Raw genomic sequence first — 17,889 nt, 5'->3', positions numbered from 1 at the left:
GCAATCAGCTCCACATGGCGCCGCGAATGGTTCGGCAACATCCGCGGCGACGTGCTCGCCGGTCTGGTCGTCGCGCTGGCACTGATTCCCGAGGCCATCGCGTTCTCGATCATCGCCGGGGTCGATCCCAAGGTCGGCCTGTACGCGTCGTTCTCCATCGCGGTGGTGATCGCGTTCACCGGCGGCCGGCCGGGGATGATCTCCGCCGCCACCGGGGCGATGGCGCTGGTGATGGTCACCCTGGTCAAGGATCACGGGCTGCAATACCTGCTCGCCGCCACGGTGCTGACGGGCGTGTGGCAGATGCTGGCCGGGGTATTCAAGCTTGGCGGCCTGATGCGGTTCGTCTCGCGCTCGGTGATCACCGGCTTCGTGAATGCGCTGGCGATCCTGATCTTCATGGCCCAGCTCCCCGAGCTGACCAACGTGCCCTCGACGGTGTACGTGATGACCGCCGCCGGCTTGGGGATCATCTACCTGTTCCCGTATCTGACCCGCGCGATCCCCTCGCCGCTGGTCGCGATCGTGGTGCTGACCATCGTCGCGGTGGTACTCAAGCTCGACATCCGCACCGTGGGCGACATGGGCGAACTGCCCGACAGCTTGCCGGTGTTCCTGTTGCCGGATGTGCCGCTGAATCTGGAGACGCTGCGGATCATCCTGCCGGTCTCACTGACCCTGGCCGTGGTCGGCCTGCTGGAATCCTTGCTGACCGCGCAGATCGTCGACGAGCTTACTGACACGCCCAGCAACAAGAACCGCGAATGCGTGGGCCAGGGCGTGGCCAACGTCGCCACCGGCTTCATCGGCGGCATGGCCGGCTGCGCGATGATCGGGCAGTCGGTGATCAACGTGAAATCCGGTGGACGCGGACGGCTGTCGACCTTTGTCGCCGGCGCGGTGCTGCTGGTGATGGTGGTGTTCGCCGGGCCGTGGGTGGAGCAGATTCCGATGGCGGTGCTGGTCGCGGTGATGATCATGGTCTCCATCGGCACCTTCAACTGGTCCTCGATCAAAAACCTGCGCCACTACCCGGCCACCTCCAGCATCGTGATGCTCGGCACCGTGGTCGTGACCGTTCTGACCAGCGACCTCGCCCGCGGGGTGCTGACCGGGGTGCTGCTGTCGGCATTGTTCTTCGCCCGCAAGGTCGGCCAGGTACTGCAGATCGAGTCGCAGCTGGAGGCCGACGGCAACGCGCGCCGGTATACGGTGACCGGACAGGTATTCTTTGCCTCGAGCAGCGCGTTCGCCGCGGGATTTGATTTCCGCGAGGTCCTGCAGCACGTCACCATCGATGTCTCGGGTGCGCGTTTCTGGGACCTGAGCGCGGTCGGCGCGCTGGACAAGGCGGTGATGCGCTTCCGCCGCGAGGGTGCGACCGTCGAGGTGGTCGGCCTGGACGAGGCGAGCACCGCGCTGGTGGCGCAGCTGGGCGTGTACGACAAACCCGGCGCCGCCGGCTGAAGATTGGCCATTGAGGAGAACGTCGCGATGACCGGTGCTGCCACTTTTCCCGAACGTTGCGTACTTGGCGCGATCGACGTGTCCGGCTACGCGGCCAGTGTCGCCGCGCATGCGGGCTGGGCGGCGGCGCGCCTGTCCGCGCCGCTGGAGCTGATGCACGCGATCGACCGTGAGGCCGCGCCGGTGCCCATCGACCTCACCGGCAATCTCAATCTGGGCGCCCAGGAAGGCCTGCTGGAGCAGATGGCCTTGCTCGACGAGCAGCGCGGCAAGCTGGCCCAGGAGCGCGGGCGTGCATTGCTCGAGGAGGCTGGCGCCGTCGCCGCCGCCCACGGTGCGCAGGCCAGCATCCGCCAGCGTCAGGGCCGGCTGGTGGACACCCTGCTGGACCTGCAGGACGACGTGCGCCTGTTCGTCCTTGGCAAACGCGGCGAGCACGCGGATTTCGCCCGCGGGCATCTGGGCAGCAACCTGGAGCGGGTGATCCGCGCCGTGGAGCGGCCGGTGCTTGTCGCACCGCGTGCCTGGCGACCGGTGCAGCGTTTCATGATCGCTTTCGACGGCAGCGTGACCACCCGCCGCTGCGTCGAGCTGGTCGCCGCCAGCCCACTGCTGAAGGGGCTGCAATGCGAGGTGCTGATGGTGGCCGACGCGGACAAGGTGGACGCGGAACCGATGCAATGGGCGCAGGCGCAGCTGACGTCGGCCGGCTTCGCGCCGGTCATCCGCGCCGTCCCGGGCGCGGCCGAGGACGTCATTGCCGCACAGGTCGCCGCGCAGTCAATCGACCTGCTGGTGATGGGCGCCTACGGCCACTCCCGCATCCGCAATCTTGTGGTCGGCAGCACCACCACGCACGTGGTGCGCACCTGCCCGATCGCCGTGCTGCTGCTGCGTTGAGCGGCGGTATGAATGGCGTGTCGTATGGTGAGCCCGTCAATCCGATGTCGCATCCTGCCAGTGAGACGAACGCACGATGAGTGAAACGATCCAACCGATGACCGATCCAACGGAGGATTGCCTGACCGCGCCAATCCACACCACCGGTGCCATCCAGCCGCACGGGTACATGGTCAGTTGCGGCGTCATCGATCAGCGCATCCGCCACGTGTCGGCCAACATCGCCGACCTGCTCGGTCTGGAGCCGGCCGAAGTGCTCGGCCTGGAGATGACCCACTTCCTGGAGGACGAGATGCTGCTGCAGGTCCGCGATGCGGTGGCCGCGGCAGGTGCGGATGACGACACCGCGCAGCGCGTGGGGGTGGGCAACGTCGGCGCACTGATGATGCCGTGCGGCATCAGCGCGCACGCGATGGACGGCCTGCTGCACATCGAATTTGAGCCGCAGTCCTTACGCCAGGAGACGCGCGCTCCGACGCGGGTCGCACAGCGCATGGTCAGCCGGCTGGGCAGCGACGCCGTCGGTGCCGAGTTTTTCCAGCACGTCGCGATGGAGGTCCACCAGCTGACCGGATACGACCGGGTCATGGTGTACCGCTTCCGCGCCGACGATACCGGCGAAGTGGTGGCCGAGGTGGCCGCCGACGGCATGCAGCCCTACCTGGGCCTGCGCTATCCGGCCAGCGACATCCCGCCGCCGGCGCGGCACCTGTACCTGCGCAACCGGGTGCGGGTCATCCCGGACGCGCGCTACCAACCGGTCCCGATCGTGCCCGCCACCGGTCGGTCCGGCGAGCCGGTGGACCTCAGCCAGCACGTCCTGCGCAGCGTCTCCCCGGTGCACCTGGAGTACCTGCGCAACATGGGGGTCGCCGCGTCGATGTCGATCTCCATCATCAGTGACGGCCGCCTCTGGGGCCTGATCGCCTGCCATCACCGCGAGGCGAGGCGGTTGAGCGCCAGTGCCCGTTCGGCGGCCGACCTGTTCGGAATGTTCGTGTCCGTGCGCATCGCCGCCCGCGAGCAGGAGCTGGCGATGGAGCGCTTCGAGGCTACCCAGCGCCTGCGCGACGCGGTGGTGATGCGCCTGGCCGCCGCCGGCGATTTCGACACTGCGCTGCTGGCCGAGCTGGACGGTTTGCGCCAGGTTCTTGACGGCGACGGTGCCGGGCTGGCGATCAACGGGCAGTGGAACGTGGTCGGCCGTGCGCCCGGCGGCGCCGACCCCACCGCCCTGGTCGGGTGGGCAAACGCCGAGGCGCGCGGTGGCGTCGCCATGAGCGACGTCGCTGCGGACTGGAATGTGCCCGCATTGCAGGCGCCGCGGTTGGCGGGACTGCTGGCGATCAACCTGGGCTCACCGCAGGACTGGGTGTTCCTGTTCCGCATCGAACAGGTCGAGGAGGTGCACTGGGCGGGCGATCCGCACGAGGGCAGGGTCGCCACCGACGACGGCGTGCGTCTGGCGCCACGGCGCAGCTTTGCGACCTGGCGTGAGCTGGTGCAGGGACGCAGCCGCGAGTGGTCGGACGCGGACCGCCGCGGCGCCGAACGCCTGCACCGCATGTTGCGCGAGCAGCGTCGTCTCTCCAGGCCACGCGATGACCGCCTGGACCCGGCGGAAAGCCCGTTTCGTGGGCTGTATCTGCAGGACCACAAAGCAAGACTGGACGGACTGGCCCAGCTGCTCGACGGCCTTGGCCACCTCGACAGCACGGTCACTGCCGGCATCGGCCGGCGCATCGAAGCGCTGGAAGCCGAGTTGCGCCGGCTGATGCTGGGCCCACAGGAGGAGTCGGGCACGGCCTGCGCGTCCACCGGCGAGGATGCGGGCCACCGGTAGAATGGGCGGATGGATGTCTCCCACCTGCTTGACGCGCTCAATCCCGCGCAGCGCGACGCGGTCAGCGCGCCGCCGGGCCACTACCTGATCCTGGCCGGCGCCGGTTCCGGCAAGACCCGGGTGCTGACCCACCGCATCGCCTGGCTCAACGAAGTTTTCGGGGTGCCGACCCACGGCATCCTCGCCGTCACCTTCACCAACAAGGCGGCCGCCGAGATGCGCCACCGGGTCGATGCGCAGTTGCGCAGCGGCGTGCGCGGCATGTGGATCGGCACCTTTCACGGCATCGCCCACCGCCTGCTGCGCCTGCACTGGCAGGAAGCCAAGCTGCCCGAAGCCTTCCAGGTCCTCGACTCCGACGACCAGCTGCGGCTGGTCAAGCGGGTGGTGCAGGCGCTGGAGCTGGACGACAGCCGTTTCCCGCCGCGCCAGATCGTCTGGTGGATCAACGCCCAGAAGGACGAGGGCCGGCGAGCGCAACATCTCCAGGTGGACCCGGGCGACCAGTGGACCGACGTGATGCGGCGCTGCTACGAGGCCTACCAGGAACGCTGCGATCGCGCCGGCCTGGTGGATTTCGCCGAGCTGCTGCTGCGCGCCCACGAGCTGCTGCGCGACAACCCGGCCTTGCTGGCCCATTACCGGCACCGGTTCGGCCAGATCCTGGTCGACGAGTTCCAGGACACCAACGCGATCCAGTACGGCTTCATCCGCCTGCTGGCCGGCAACACCGGCAAGGTCTTCGCGGTCGGCGACGACGACCAGTCGATCTACGGCTGGCGCGGCGCCAAGGTGGAGAACATGCAGAAGTTCCTCAAGGACTTCGGCCCCGATGGCCAGACCGGCGGTGACGGCGAGGGCGCGCAGACGATCCGGCTGGAGCAGAACTACCGCTCCAGCGCGAACATCCTGGATGCCGCCAACGCGGTCATCGCCCACAACCCGGACCGGCTCGGCAAGAAGCTGTGGACCGACAGCGGAGGCGGCGATCCGATCGATGTCTACCAGGCCTACAACGAGATCGACGAGGCGCGCTTCGTGGTCGAGCGCCTGGCGCAGTGGGTGCGCGACGGCGGCAGCCACGGCGATGTGGCGATCCTGTACCGCAGCAACGCCCAGTCGCGCGCCTTTGAAGAGCAGCTGCTGGCGGAAAAGGTGCCCTACCGCGTCTACGGCGGCCAGCGTTTCTTCGAGCGCGCCGAGATCAAGGACACCCTGGCTTACCTGCGCCTCGTCGCCAACCGCAACGATGACGCCGCCTTTGAGCGCGCCGTCAACACGCCCACCCGCGGTATTGGCGAGCGAACCCTGGACGAGGTCCGCCGGCGCGCGCGCGACGACGCATCCCCATTGTGGGACGCAGCGCGCACACTGACCGGCGGCACCGTGCTCGCCGCGCGGGCGCGCAATGCCTTGGCCGGCTTCATCACCCTCATCGAGACGATCCAGACGGATATCGCCGAGATGCCGCTGCAGGAGAAGATCGACCACGTCCTGCTGCGCTCCGGCCTCCGCGAGCACTACACGCGTGAATCCAAGGGCACCCTCGATTCGCGCACCGACAACCTGGACGAGCTGGTGTCGGTGGCCTCGCGTTTCGTCCGCGCCGACGAGGAGGATGCCGAGGCGATGCCCGAGCTGGTCGCCTTCCTCGCGTACGCGTCGCTGGAGTCGGGTGAGGGCCAGGCACAGGCGGGCGAGGACGGCGTGCAGTTGATGACCCTACACAGCGCCAAGGGCCTGGAATTCCCGCTGGTATTCCTGGTCGGACTGGAGGAAGGCCTGTTCCCCAACCACCGCTCCATCGAGGAGGCTGGGCGGCTGGAGGAGGAGCGCCGGCTGGCCTATGTCGGCATCACGCGCGCCCGCGAGAAGCTCGTGCTCAGCCATGCCGAAGCGCGGCGCATCCACGGCCAGGAGATGTACGGGATCCCGTCGCGCTTCCTGCGCGAGATTCCCCCGGCGCTGCTGCATGAGGTGCGGCCGAAGCTGCAGGTATCGCGCCCGATGTACAACAGCGCACCGCGCCGTGACCTCGGCCACGCCGCCATTGAAGCCCCGCCGCTGCCGCTGGGAGCCAACGTCACCCATCCCAAGTTTGGCGCCGGTGTGGTCACCGACTTCGAGGGCGGCGGCGCGCATGCGCGGGTGCAGGTCAACTTCGCCGATGTCGGCAGCAAGTGGCTGGTGCTCTCCTACGCCAACCTGAGCCCCGCCTAGGCATGGCTGCTCCGCCGCCGCGGCATCCACCCACGCCCGGAAACAGCCGCCGGCCCGTGCGGCTGTCGCTTGTCTTGCCCGGCGCCGTGTTCCTGGTCGGTCTGGTCGCCGCCGGCGTGCTGGGAATCCGCCAGCACGACGCCAAGATCGAGGCGATGGGCGCGGCGGTTGACGCCGTTGCCGACACTGCCGCCAGTGAGCTGCAGCGACGGATGAAGCTCTACGAGTACGGCTTGCGCGGGGCGCGGGGCGCCGTACCCGGCGACGGCCGGGCCACCCCGGAGACGCGCCAGCGCTATCGCGACTACGTCATGTCGCGCGACATCGAGGCCGAGTTCCCCGGCGCCCGTGGGTTCGCCTACGTGCAGCGGGTACGCCCCGAGGCTGAAGCGGCGTTTCTCGCTGCCCAGCGCGAGGGCGGCACCCGGGATTTCACGCTTCAATCGATGAGTCCAAACACGGGTGACCGCTTTGTCGTCACCTACATCGAGCCGCTGGAGCGCAACCATCCCGCGTTGGGACTGGACATCGCCTCCGAGCCCGCGCGGCGCGACGCGGCGCTGGCGGCAATGGCCAGCGGCCAAGCGACACTCACCGGGCCGATCACCCTGATCCAGTCGCGCGGCGAGCCCGGCTACAGCATGTTGCTGCTGTTGCCCGTGTACCGCGGCGGGGTAACGCCGCCGCCGGAGCAGCGCGCCGCGCTGGGCACCGGCTGGGTGTTTGCGCCACTGGTGACAGCGGAGTTCCTCGGCGGGAGCGCCGATCGCAGCTACTCGGTGGAACTGCGCGATGTGACCGACCCCGGGGCCCCGGTCGTGTTGAACGAGTTGCCGGCGCAGGGCGCGCCAGCCGCGGTCGCCTTCGACCGCCAGCGCCAGTTATCGATGTACGGCCGGCGCTGGGAGCTGGTGATCCACCCCAGCCGGGCTCTGCTGGCACGACAGAACATCACCTCGCCGCTGACCGTCGCCAGCACCACGCTGGGAGGCGCATCGCTGCTGGCGCTGATCCTGCTGCTGGGCATGTCTGCGCGCGAACGGCGCCTGCGGGTGTTCAACCGCCGCGCGCGCATGGCGGCGATCGCCGAGAGCTCGCACGACGCGATCATCGCCACCGACGCCAACGGCCGGGTGACCGAGTGGAATGCGGCGGCGACCCAGCTGTTTGGCTACCAGGCCGAGCAGGCGCTGGGTGTGGCCCTGGTCGAGCTGATCGTGCCGTTTGAGCAGATCCGCGAGGACGCCCGGGTCATGGACTCGGCGCTGGCGGGCGAAGCGGTGGTCGCGCTCGAAACCGTTCGCCGCCACCAGGACGGGCACCTGATCGAGGTGGAGATTTCCACGGCCCCCATCCGCAGGGCCAAGCGCGGTGTTGCCGGGGTGGCGATGACCATCCGCGACATCCGTGAACGCAATCGCAGCGCGCGCGAAGTGCAGGAGTTGAACGCCAACCTTGAGCGCCAGGTCCAGGTCCGCACCGCGCAGCTGGAAGCCTCCTCGGCATTGCGCCGTGCGGTGTTGGCCAACGCCGGTTACGGCATCATCGCCACCGATCCGGAAGGTGCGATCACGCTGTTCAATCCAGCCGCCGAGCAGATGCTGGGTGTGCCTGCGGTCGATGCACTGGGCAGCAGCATCGAGCGTTTCCACGACCCGCACGAACTCGCGATCCGAGCGATGCACAGCGAGGCCGAGCTGGGCCGACCGGTCGCGGTGGGCTTTGCCGCCCTGATCGCCCGTGCCCACGAGGCGCCAGAGACGAGTGAGTGGACCTACGTGGCAGCCAGTGGACGCCGCATCCCTGTACTTGTGACGATCAGTGCGCTGCGCCGCGACGACGGCGGCTTGCTCGGCTACCTCGGCATCGCGGTCGACCTGAGTGCGCGAAAGGCACGCGAGGCCGCGCTGAAGTTCAGCGAAGCAAAGCTGCGTGGCCTGTTCGAACTTTCCCCCCTGGGTATCGTGCTGACCGACAGCCGCGGCGCGTTCGTCGAGTTCAATCCGGCCTTTCAGAACCTCGTCGGCTATCCGCTCGGGGAGCTGCGAAATCTCCACCTCAGTGCGATTACGCCGCGGGAATACGCGCATCAGGAGAGACGCCTGCTGGCAACACTGGAGCGCACCGGTAGTTACGGGCCCTATGAGAAGCATTTCCTGCGCAAGGACGGAACCCACGTACCGGTGCGGCTCAATGGCTTGACCCTCGATATCGATGACGAGCGCTACGTGTGGTCCATCGTCGAGGACATCACCGTGCAGCGCACCGCCGAGGCGGCGATGGTCAGTGCGGTGGCCGACGCCGAGGCGGCCAGCCGCGCCAAGAGCGACTTCCTGGCCAACATGAGCCACGAGATCCGGACCCCCATGCACGCCATCCTGGGCATGCTGAAGCTGTTGCAGCGCACGCCGCTGAACCCCCGCCAGCGCGACTACGCCGCCAATACCGAACAGGCGGCAAGCACCTTGCTGGCGATCCTCAACGACATCCTGGACTTCTCCAAGATCGAAGCCGGCCACCAGCTGCTGGAATTGCAGGAATTCTCGCTCGACCCGCTGCTGCGCAACCTCGCGACCATCCTGGGCACCAATGTCGAGGACAAGGACATCGAGATCGTCTACGACCTCGACCCGGCGATCCCCTCGCAGCTGATGGGCGACTCGCTGCGACTGCAGCAGGTGCTGATCAACCTGGCCGGCAATGCGGTCAAGTTCACCCACTACGGCGAGGTGGTGGTGAGTGCGCGGGTTTCCGCACGCGACGGGCAGCAGGTCAGCATCCGTTTCGAGGTCCGCGATACCGGCATCGGCATTGCCAGCGACAAGCTGGAGAGCATTTTCGAAGGCTTCACCCAGGCCGAGGCATCGACCACCCGCCGCTTCGGTGGCACCGGCCTGGGGCTGGCGATCAGTCGCAAACTGGTCCGCCTGATGGGCGGCGAGCTGGGCGTGGAAAGCGAGCGCGGCATGGGCAGCCGCTTCCATTTCACCCTCGCGTTCCAGGTGCCGGCTGGCGCCTCCGCGGGGACGGACGCCGCCGCGGCCGTCCACCGGGCTGGCTTGCGGGAATCGATGAAGGCGCTGGTGGTGGACGACAACCACAGTGCGCGCGAGTCGATCCGGGAGATGCTGTTGTCGCTGGGCTGGCAGGTGGATGTCGCTGCCGGCGGCCAGGAAGGACTGGACAGCATCGAGGCCGCACGTGCCGCTGGGCAGCCGTATGGGGTGGTGTTCCTCGACTGGCGGATGCCCGGCATGGATGGCTGGGAGACCAGCCAGCGAATCCGTGCCGGCCGCAGCGATGTCGCCGAGCCATTGATCGTCATGGTCACCGCCCACGGCCGCGAACTGCTCAGCGAGCGCAGCGCGGCGGAGACCTCGGCGCTGGACGGCTTCCTCATGAAGCCGGTGACAGTGACGATGCTGCTGGATGCGGTGGCCGGAGTGAACGCGCACGACGGCGCTGCAGGCACGGAAGCAGCGCTGCCTGACGCCAGGCGACTGGACGGGATGCGGATCCTGGTGGTCGAGGACAACCCGGCCAACCAGCAGGTGGTCGACGAACTGCTCTCGGCGGAAGGCGCGGAGGTTTCCATTGCCGGAGCCGGCACGATCGCGCTGCAGCTTTTGACCGGTGAGCCGACCCGCTACGACGTGGTGCTGATGGACATCCAGATGCCGGACATGGACGGCTACACCGTCACCCGGCGGATCCGGGCGATGCCGGGCTTTGACGCCCTGCCGATCGTGGCGATGACCGCCAACGTCCAGGCGAGCGACTGCGAGGCCAGCTTTGCTGCCGGGATGAACGATCACATCGGCAAACCGTTCGACCTCGATGACCTGATTGCGCGCCTGCGCCACTGGACCGGCGACGTCGCGCAGGGCGCCACCCGGGGCGGCTATCAACCCGCCCTGCCGACTGCGCCATCCACGCAGGCCACTTCGACCGACCGCCGCGGCGAATCCCGCAGCCAGACCGCGCAGGTGCTGAACGTCGCGGCGACGCTGCAGCGTTTTGCCGGCAACCAGGCCGCACTGGACGGCAACCTTGACCGGTTCTCCAGTGCTGCTCGCACCGTGCACCTGTCGCTGCTGTCCGCGCACGCTGCGGCCGATCGCGAAGCCGTGCTGCGCCACCTGCACACGCTGTACGGCTTGGCCGGCATCGCCGGCGCGGAGCAACTGGCCTCGCTGGCGCGCGGCGTGTCGCATCGCGCGGTGGCTGGGGCAGGCAGCCCGGAGGAGCTGCCCGACGAGGCGACACTGGCCCGGATCGGCAACGCCATCGACGCGGTCATCGCCGAGATCGCCCGCATCCGGCCTGGCGCGGACAGCGTCACGAAAACGGAAGTCGATCTGCAGGCGCCGGCCGGGGACGGCCCGATGCCGGTTGAGCTGGAGGCGGGGCTGCGGGAATTGCGCAGGCTGCTGGAAGCCTCCAGCCTGACTGCATTGGACGCCTTCACCGCGCTTCGCCAGGACCTTGCGCATCATGACGCGCCCGCCGCCGCCGTGATCGATGACGCGCTCGCCAACCTGGCGTTCGCCGCGGCACTGGAGCGGGTCGACACATTGCTGCAGAAGGATCGTCCATGACTTCAGCCGAGCGAATTTCGTTGCCGCCCCAGCTGGCCCCCGGTCGGCGCGCCCGGATCCTGGTCGTGGATGACCAGCCCACCAACATCCTTACCCTGCATCGCCTGTTCGAGGATGAGCACGACATGTTCATGGCCACCGGTGGCGAGCAGGCGCTGGCGTTCTGCCGGCGCACACCGCCGGACCTCGTGCTGCTGGACGTGGTCATGCCCGAGCCGGGCGGCCTGGCGGTCTGCCGTGCCCTCGCCGCCGATCCGGCCACCCGCGACATCCCGGTGATCTTCGTCACCGGCGTGGATGATCCGGAGGGCGAGGCCGCCTGCTGGGACGCGGGCGGGGTGGATTTCATCACCAAGCCGTTCAACGCGCGCACCGTCAGTCACCGCGTGCGCGCCCACCTCACGCTCAAGCGTCAGGCCGACCTGTTGCGACGGCTGGCCTGGATCGACGGCCTGACCGGGATCGCCAACCGCCGCCATTTCGACGACTGCCTGCAGGACGAATGGAGCCGCTGCGCGCGCCTCGCCTCGCCGCTGTCGCTGGTCAGTTTCGATATCGATCATTTCAAGCGCTTCAACGACAGCAATGGCCATCTGGCCGGCGACGATGCGCTGCGCGCGGTCGCGGAGGCCGCCGCCGGGTGCGTTTCCCGGCCCGGCGACCTGGTGGCGCGTACCGGCGGCGAGGAGTTCGCCGCGCTGCTCTCGCACGTCGATGCGTCGGGTGCGGCGATCGTCGCTGAACACATCCGCCAAGCGGTCGCGGATCTGTCGATCGCGCATCCGGCAGGCGATCTTGGGCGGCTCAGCATCAGTGTCGGCGTGGCCACGATCGTGCCTGAGCCTGGCGGTGAGCCGGAGGTGTTGCTGGCGGCCGCGGACCGGGCGCTGTATGCCGCCAAGGCGGCGGGCCGGAACTGTGTACGGGTCGCGCCTGCTACCGGCGAGTTCGCGCTGGCGCCCTGAGCGCGAGCCGGGCGGGATGAGCGCCGATCTTTTCGCCGCCATGGTCGACGGCACCCGCCTGCGGCTCGGCGAGCATGCGTGGCTGTTGCACGGCTTCGCGCTGGCCGATATCGACGCGCTGTTGCCGGCGTTGAAGGAGGTCATCCGCGCTGCGCCGTTCCGCCACATGACCACGCCCGGCGGTTTGGCCATGTCGGTGGCGACGACAAGTTGCGGTGCGCTCGGCTGGATCAGCGACCGCCGTGGCTACCGGTATGTCAGCCGCGATCCTGACAGCGGCCACGGTTGGCCGCCGATGCCGCAACCGATGCTGGGCATGGCGTCAAAGGCCGCCGCTGCCGCCGGTTTCCCCAACTTCCAGCCCGATGCCTGTCTTATCAACCGCTACCGCCCGGGCACCCGTCTCAGCCTGCATCAGGACCGGGACGAGCACGACATGGCTCAACCGATCGTCTCGGTATCCCTCGGACTGCCGGCAACGTTCCTGTTCGGCGGACGCGCGCGCAGTGAGCGGCCCGTGCGCGTGCCGCTCTCACACGGTGATGTGGTGGTCTGGGGCGGGGTGGACCGGCTGCGCTTCCACGGCGTGCTGCCGGTCGCCCCGGGAGTGCACCCGCAACTGGGCGAACAGCGGATCAATCTCACCTTCCGCAAGGCTGGTGCAAGCGCTCAGTTCCAGTCGAACAGCTTCCAGTAAACCTTGGCGTCCTTGGACGTCTCGTCCGGGAAACCGTCGCCGTCGCGGTCCATCAGGTAATAGGTCGGTCCGCGGCGGGGGGTGACCTTGACCACCTTCAGCTGGCCGTTCACCCGGTATTCCTGGATCACGTCGCCGTTGTCCTGCACGCTCTCGATCACCTCGGCATTGCGCAGGTCCGCGGTCGGGTCGTTGGGATCGGGCTGGCCACCGGTGGTGCTGCAGCCCGCCAGGACCAGGGAAAGTGCGATCAACAGGGTCGGGACGATACGCATGGCGCACTCTCCGTTGGATAAGTAAGGGGGCGGCGCAAGGCCGCGGCACGGCTCACAGGATACCGCGCATGCACGTGGCTGGGACCCCAAAAAGCCCCCGCTGCACTCCCGCCAGCGACGGAGAGTCCGTCCTTGCCGGCGCGGCACGTAGAATCAAGGCATGAAAAGACTCGTGCTGATCGACGGTTCCAGCTACCTCTACCGCGCCTTCCACGCGCTGCCTCCGCTGACCAATGCCGAGGGCGAACCAACCGGCGCGCTGTTCGGGGTGGTCAACATGTTGCGCGCCACGCTGAAGGAAAACCCGGACTACATCGCGTTTGTGATCGATGCGCCGGGTAAGACCTTCCGCGACGACCTGGACCCCGAGTACAAGGCCAACCGCCCGCCCATGCCCGAGGACCTGCGACCGCAGATACAGCCGATGTGCGACATCGTGCACGCGCTGGGCATCGACATCATCCGCATCGACGGGGTTGAGGCGGACGACGTGATCGGCACGCTTGCCGTGCAGGCCGCCGATGCCGGGATCGACGTCACCATCTCCACCAGCGACAAGGACTTCGCCCAGCTGGTGCGCAGCGGCCACGACGCCAATGGCGAGGCGCGCGCGGGTATCGCGCTGGTCAACACCATGAGCGGCAGCCGCCTGGACAACGACGAGGCGGTGATCGAGAGGCATGGCGTGCGCGCGGACCAGATCGTCGATTACCTGGCGCTGATGGGCGACAAGATCGACAACATTCCCGGTGTCGACAAGTGCGGCCCCAAGACCGCCGCCAAGTGGTTGGCCGAGTACGGCACGCTGGACGGCGTGATCGCCAATGCCGACAGCATCAAGGGCAAGATCGGTGAGAACCTGCGCGCCGCGCTCCCCCGCCTGCCGCTCAACCGCACCCTGACGACCATCAAGCTGGACGTCGACGTCGGCCGCAGCCCGACCGAGCTGGTCCTGCGCGAACAGCACGTCGACGACCTGCGCCGTCTTTACGCCCGCTTCGGGTTCAAGCAGGCCCTGCGTGATCTGGGCGGGGAGGCCGCCGATGGCCCGGGCGACGCGGCGACCGATGCCGGCAGCGTGCGCAACACCGCCGCCGGCTACGCCCGCAACAATACGGCGGTGGCTGAGGCGCCCGATCCGGCGCTCTCGGCCCCGGGCGAGTACGAGTGCGTGGACACCCGCGAAAAGCTCGACGCCTGGATTGCCCGCTTGCAGGGCGCCGAGGAGTTCGCCTTCGACACCGAGACCGACTCGCTCGACGCGATGCGCGCCAACCTGGTCGGCCTGAGCTTCGCCGTCGAACCCGGCCGCGCCTGCTACATCCCGGTCGGCCACGACTACCCGGGCGCACCGGCGCAGCTGGACCACGCGGAGGTGCTCGACGCCCTGCGGCCCCTGTTGACCGACCCGGCCAAACGCAAGGTCGGCCAGCACGGCAAGTACGAGATGCACGTGCTGCGTCGCCACGGCGTGGCGATCCGCGGCTATGCCGACGACACGATGCTGGAGAGCTTCGTCCACAACGCCACCGCAAGTCGCCACGACATGGATTCGCTGGCCCTGCGTTACCTGGGCTACGAGACCACCAAGTACACCGACATCGCCGGCAAGGGCGCCAAGCAGATCACCTTCAACCAGGTCGCCGTGGACGACGCCGTCAACTACGGCGCCGAGGACGCCGACATCACCCTGCGCCTGCACCGCGTCCTGTCGGCCAAGCTGGCCGCCGAACCGGCGCTGGAGAAGGTCTACCGCGAGATCGAGATGCCGCTGGTGCCGGTGCTGGAGCGGATCGAGGCGAACGGCGTGCTGGTCGATGCGGACGAGCTGCGCCGGCAGTCGGCGGACCTGGGCAAGCGCATGCTCGCCGCGCAGCAGAAGGCCACCGAACTGGCGGGTCGCAGCTTCAACCTGGATTCGCCCAAGCAGGTCTGCGCGCTGCTGTTCGAGGAACTCAAGCTGCCGGCCATGGTGAAGACACCAAAGGGCCAGCCCTCCGCCAACGAGGAGGCGCTGGAGGCGATCGCCGACCTGCACGAGCTGCCGCGGGTGATCCTCGACTACCGCAGCCTGGCCAAATTGCGCAGCACCTACACCGACAAGCTGCCGCAGATGATCAATCCCGACACCGGCCGGGTCCACACCAGTTACCACCAGGCCGGCGCCGCGACCGGCCGGCTGGCGTCCAGCGACCCCAACCTGCAGAACATCCCCATCCGCACCGTCGACGGCCGCCACATCCGCACCGCCTTTGTCGCACCGCCGGGCCGGCGCATCGTCGCCTGCGACTACTCGCAGATCGAGCTGCGGATCATGGCCCACCTGTCGGGTGACGAAGGCCTGCTGCGCGCGTTCGCGGCCGGTGCCGACATCCACAAGGCGACCGCCGCGGAGGTGTTCGGGAAAACGCTCGACACCGTCAGCAGCGACGACCGCCGCGCCGCCAAGGCGATCAACTTCGGCCTGATGTACGGCATGAGCGCATTCGGCCTGGCCAAGCAGCTGGGGGTGTCACGCGGCGATGCGCAGGACTACATCGGCCTGTACTTCGCCCGCTATCCCGGCGTGCGCGAGTTCATGGACCGTACCCGCGAGCAGGCCCGCGAACGCGGCTATGTGGAGACCGTGTTCGGCCGGCGCCTGTATCTGGACAATATCCACGCCCGCAACCAGGGCCTGCGTGCCGGCGCCGAGCGCGCCGCGATCAACGCGCCCATGCAGGGCACGGCGGCGGACATCATCAAGCGCGCCATGATCCAGATCCACACGTGGTTGGCCGATCACGCCGAGCGGGCGCTGATGATCCTGCAGGTGCACGATGAGCTGGTGTTCGAGGTTGATGCGGACTTTGTAGACCCGCTGCTGGAGCAGGTGGTGAAGAGGATGGTCGGCGCCGCGCAGTTGCGGGTGCCGCTGCTGGTGGAGAGCGGCGTAGGCGCGAACTGGGATGAAGCGCACTGACGTTGAGCGTGTTGGCGGTGCGGCGGACGGTTGGACCGGAGCAATGGGGCATCGACCCACCGGTCGCCGCGAAAACAGCCGTTTTCGGCCTTTCCCGCACGGTGTCACAGCCACTTCGGCAAACGTAGCGCCGATTCAGCGCAATAACGTTATTTTAACGTCACGTTGGCAGACATTCCGGCCATGAATCAATCCTGAACCTTTTCTGCAGCCGGTCCCAATCTTCACGAACCGTCAATGCAAATAGTGGTCATATGCTCGCGACAGGTGCAACGCCTGTCGCAGATCTCTCCCTCCCCTGGAGTGATCCCGGAGCCAAGGCCCCTCCCCAGGCCTAGCTCCACCAGCCCCGCCGGCCCCCCCTGCCTGCGGGGCTTTTTATTGCCCTGGTGTACGGTTCTGCATGTCGCCACGCTGGAACCCGATCCATGTCGAACCTGTTCGAACTATCGTTTCCGTGGTGGCAGTTCCTGTTGCGACCCGTGGCGGTTTACATCGCGGTGATGCTGCTGGTGCGCCTGTCGGGCAAGCGCGCCGTCGGCCAGTTCACCCCGTTCGACCTGGTCCTGCTGATCCTGGTCGGCAACGCCGTCCAGAACGGCATGAACGGCGGCGACAATTCCCTCACCGGTGCCATGCTGTTGGCCCTCAGCCTGATGGCCCTGAACTATCTGGTGGCGTGGCTGACCGCGCGCTACCCGCCGATGCGGCGGCTGATCGAGGGCAGTCCGGTCGAGCTGGCAAGGGATGGCCACATCCACCGCGATGTCCTGCGCCGCGAGCTGGTCAGTCGGGCGGATTTTGACAAGGCGATGCGCGAGGCCAGCTGCACCGAGCTGGACCACATCAAGCTGGCCCTGCTGGAAACCAATGGGCATATCTCGATCATCACCCACCGCGACGAGCAGGACTGAGCCCGCTCCAGCGGCCCGTTTCATCCGGGTGTCGCCGCGCCGGAACGTCGGGCACAGCTGTCCAGCGCGTTCGCTTTTCGCGACGCGCTCAGGCCAGCTCGTTCAACCAGTCGCGTGGCCGCAGGTAATCGGCCAGTCTGGCCTCCGCGCTGCCCGCTTCCGGCGTGTAGCCGTACTCCCAGCGCACCAGCGGCGGCAGGCTCATCAGGATCGATTCGCTGCGTCCGCCCGACTGCAGGCCGAACAGCGTGCCGCGGTCCAGGACCAGGTTGAACTCGACATAGCGGCCGCGCCGGTAGAGCTGGAACTGGCGCTCGTGGTCACCGTAGGGGACATCCTTGCGGCGCTCGACGATTGGCAGGTAGGCATCCAGGAAGCCGTCGCCGACCGCCCGCATGTAGCCGAACTCGCGCTCGAAGTCCTCGCTCAGGTCGTCGAAGAAAAGCCCGCCAATGCCGCGGGTCTCGTTGCGGTGCTTGACGAAAAAGTAGTCATCGCACCAACGCTTGTGCGCCTCGTAGCGGGCGTCTCCACCGAAGGGCGCACACAACTCACGCGCGGTCCGGTGCCAGTGCAGCACGTCTTCGTCGAACGGATAGAACGGGGTCAGGTCGAAGCCACCACCGAACCACGAGGCGACGGTCTCCCCGTCGCGCATGGCGCGGAAATGGCGCACGTTGGCGTGGGTGGTCGGCAGGTAGGGATTGCGCGGGTGGAACACCAGCGATACGCCGATCGCCCGCCACGCTGCGCCTGCCAGCTCCGGACGATTGGCGCTCGCCGACGGCGGCAGCGTGCGCCCTGAGACATCCGAAAAGCCGATGCCGGCCTGCTCGAATACCGAGCCATCGCGCAGGATACGGGTGCAACCGCCGCCGCCTTCTGCGCGGATCCAGTTGTCCTCACCGAAGCGCGCGCTGCCGTCGGCCGCCTCGATCGCGGCGCAGATGCGGTCCTGCAGGTCGGTGAGGTAGCTTCGGACGCGTGCGAAGTCGTGGTCGGATTCTTTGGGGGATGCGGGCAGGTTCATTCGCCCATTCTAGGCGAG

The 17,889-nt window shown here is 68.0% G+C and carries 11 protein-coding genes; 9 read left to right on the top strand and 2 right to left on the bottom strand.

What is annotated here, in order from left to right; all coding sequences use genetic code 11:
• Positions 1 to 3: 3 nt before the first annotated feature.
• The 7 genes from KZ491_RS11445 (at position 4) to alkB (ending at position 12,690) form a co-directional block, all read left to right on the top strand.
• Complete coding sequence (locus tag KZ491_RS11445; RefSeq protein WP_222566212.1) at positions 4 to 1,467, top strand: SulP family inorganic anion transporter; 1,464 nt, start codon at positions 4 to 6, stop codon at positions 1,465 to 1,467.
• 27 nt (positions 1,468 to 1,494) lie between these two features.
• Entirely contained in the window at positions 1,495 to 2,367 is an 873-nt protein-coding gene (locus KZ491_RS11440) for a universal stress protein (protein ID WP_222565996.1), read from the top strand.
• A 97-nt stretch (positions 2,368 to 2,464) separates the two neighbouring features.
• Positions 2,465 to 4,210 carry a GAF domain-containing protein gene (locus KZ491_RS11435; protein WP_222565995.1) on the top strand — a complete coding sequence of 582 codons (1,746 nt, stop codon included), beginning with the start codon at positions 2,465 to 2,467 and terminating at the stop codon, positions 4,208 to 4,210.
• Between the two features lie 9 nt (positions 4,211 to 4,219).
• On the top strand, positions 4,220 to 6,430 hold the full coding sequence (gene uvrD / locus KZ491_RS11430; protein ID WP_222565994.1) for a DNA helicase II: 2,211 nt from the start codon (positions 4,220 to 4,222) through the stop codon (positions 6,428 to 6,430).
• A 56-nt stretch (positions 6,431 to 6,486) separates the two neighbouring features.
• On the top strand, positions 6,487 to 11,028 hold the full coding sequence (locus KZ491_RS11425; protein ID WP_222565993.1) for a CHASE domain-containing hybrid sensor histidine kinase/response regulator: 4,542 nt from the start codon (positions 6,487 to 6,489) through the stop codon (positions 11,026 to 11,028).
• Positions 11,025 to 11,993 (top strand): diguanylate cyclase domain-containing protein, encoded by a 969-nt coding sequence (locus KZ491_RS11420; RefSeq protein WP_222565992.1) that lies wholly within the window; start codon positions 11,025 to 11,027, stop codon positions 11,991 to 11,993. Before KZ491_RS11425 ends, KZ491_RS11420 begins: the two co-directional genes overlap by 4 nt.
• A 16-nt stretch (positions 11,994 to 12,009) precedes the next feature.
• Positions 12,010 to 12,690 carry a DNA oxidative demethylase AlkB gene (gene alkB, locus KZ491_RS11415; RefSeq protein WP_222565991.1) on the top strand — a complete coding sequence of 227 codons (681 nt, stop codon included), beginning with the start codon at positions 12,010 to 12,012 and terminating at the stop codon, positions 12,688 to 12,690.
• Here the strand turns inward: alkB and KZ491_RS11410 are convergent.
• A complete protein-coding gene (locus KZ491_RS11410) occupies positions 12,663 to 12,965 on the bottom strand; it encodes a DUF2782 domain-containing protein (protein WP_222565990.1) in 303 nt (100 codons plus the stop codon). The two genes, alkB and KZ491_RS11410, sit on opposite strands and share 28 nt — an antisense overlap.
• 160 nt (positions 12,966 to 13,125) lie before the next feature.
• Here KZ491_RS11410 and polA point away from each other — a divergent pair, with 160 nt between their 5' ends.
• Positions 13,126 to 15,927: a DNA polymerase I gene (gene polA / locus KZ491_RS11405; RefSeq protein WP_222565989.1), complete on the top strand. Its 2,802-nt coding sequence runs from the start codon at positions 13,126 to 13,128 to the stop codon at positions 15,925 to 15,927.
• Positions 15,928 to 16,355: 428 nt separating this feature from the next.
• Entirely contained in the window at positions 16,356 to 16,841 is a 486-nt protein-coding gene (locus tag KZ491_RS11400) for a DUF421 domain-containing protein (protein WP_222565988.1), read from the top strand.
• A gap of 88 nt (positions 16,842 to 16,929) precedes the next feature.
• Here the strand turns inward: KZ491_RS11400 and hemF are convergent, their stop codons facing one another.
• Positions 16,930 to 17,871: an oxygen-dependent coproporphyrinogen oxidase gene (hemF, locus tag KZ491_RS11395; protein ID WP_222565987.1), complete on the bottom strand. Its 942-nt coding sequence runs from the start codon at positions 17,869 to 17,871 to the stop codon at positions 16,930 to 16,932.
• Between the last annotated feature and the right edge of the window lie 18 nt (positions 17,872 to 17,889).

It is taken from the genome of Novilysobacter antarcticus (genome assembly GCF_019802285.1).
Classification (GTDB): Bacteria; Pseudomonadota; Gammaproteobacteria; order Xanthomonadales; family Xanthomonadaceae; genus Novilysobacter; species Novilysobacter antarcticus.
Note: the sequence above shows the minus strand (reverse complement) of the source record. Positions and strands in the feature narration are given on the sequence as shown.

What these genes read in the sequence shown, in the direction of transcription:
- KZ491_RS11440 (WP_222565996.1), top strand. Translation starts at nt 1,495, where the DNA reads ATGACCGGTGCTGCCACTTTTCCCGAACGTTGCGTACTTGGCGCGATC.
- KZ491_RS11435 (WP_222565995.1), top strand. Translation starts at nt 2,465, where the DNA reads ATGACCGATCCAACGGAGGATTGCCTGACCGCGCCAATCCACACCACC.
- uvrD (WP_222565994.1), top strand. Translation starts at nt 4,220, where the DNA reads ATGGATGTCTCCCACCTGCTTGACGCGCTCAATCCCGCGCAGCGCGAC.
- KZ491_RS11420 (WP_222565992.1), top strand. Translation starts at nt 11,025, where the DNA reads ATGACTTCAGCCGAGCGAATTTCGTTGCCGCCCCAGCTGGCCCCCGGT.
- alkB (WP_222565991.1), top strand. Translation starts at nt 12,010, where the DNA reads ATGAGCGCCGATCTTTTCGCCGCCATGGTCGACGGCACCCGCCTGCGG.
- KZ491_RS11410 (WP_222565990.1), bottom strand. Translation starts at nt 12,965, where the DNA reads ATGCGTATCGTCCCGACCCTGTTGATCGCACTTTCCCTGGTCCTGGCG.
- polA (WP_222565989.1), top strand. Translation starts at nt 13,126, where the DNA reads ATGAAAAGACTCGTGCTGATCGACGGTTCCAGCTACCTCTACCGCGCC.
- KZ491_RS11400 (WP_222565988.1), top strand. Translation starts at nt 16,356, where the DNA reads ATGTCGAACCTGTTCGAACTATCGTTTCCGTGGTGGCAGTTCCTGTTG.
- hemF (WP_222565987.1), bottom strand. Translation starts at nt 17,871, where the DNA reads ATGAACCTGCCCGCATCCCCCAAAGAATCCGACCACGACTTCGCACGC.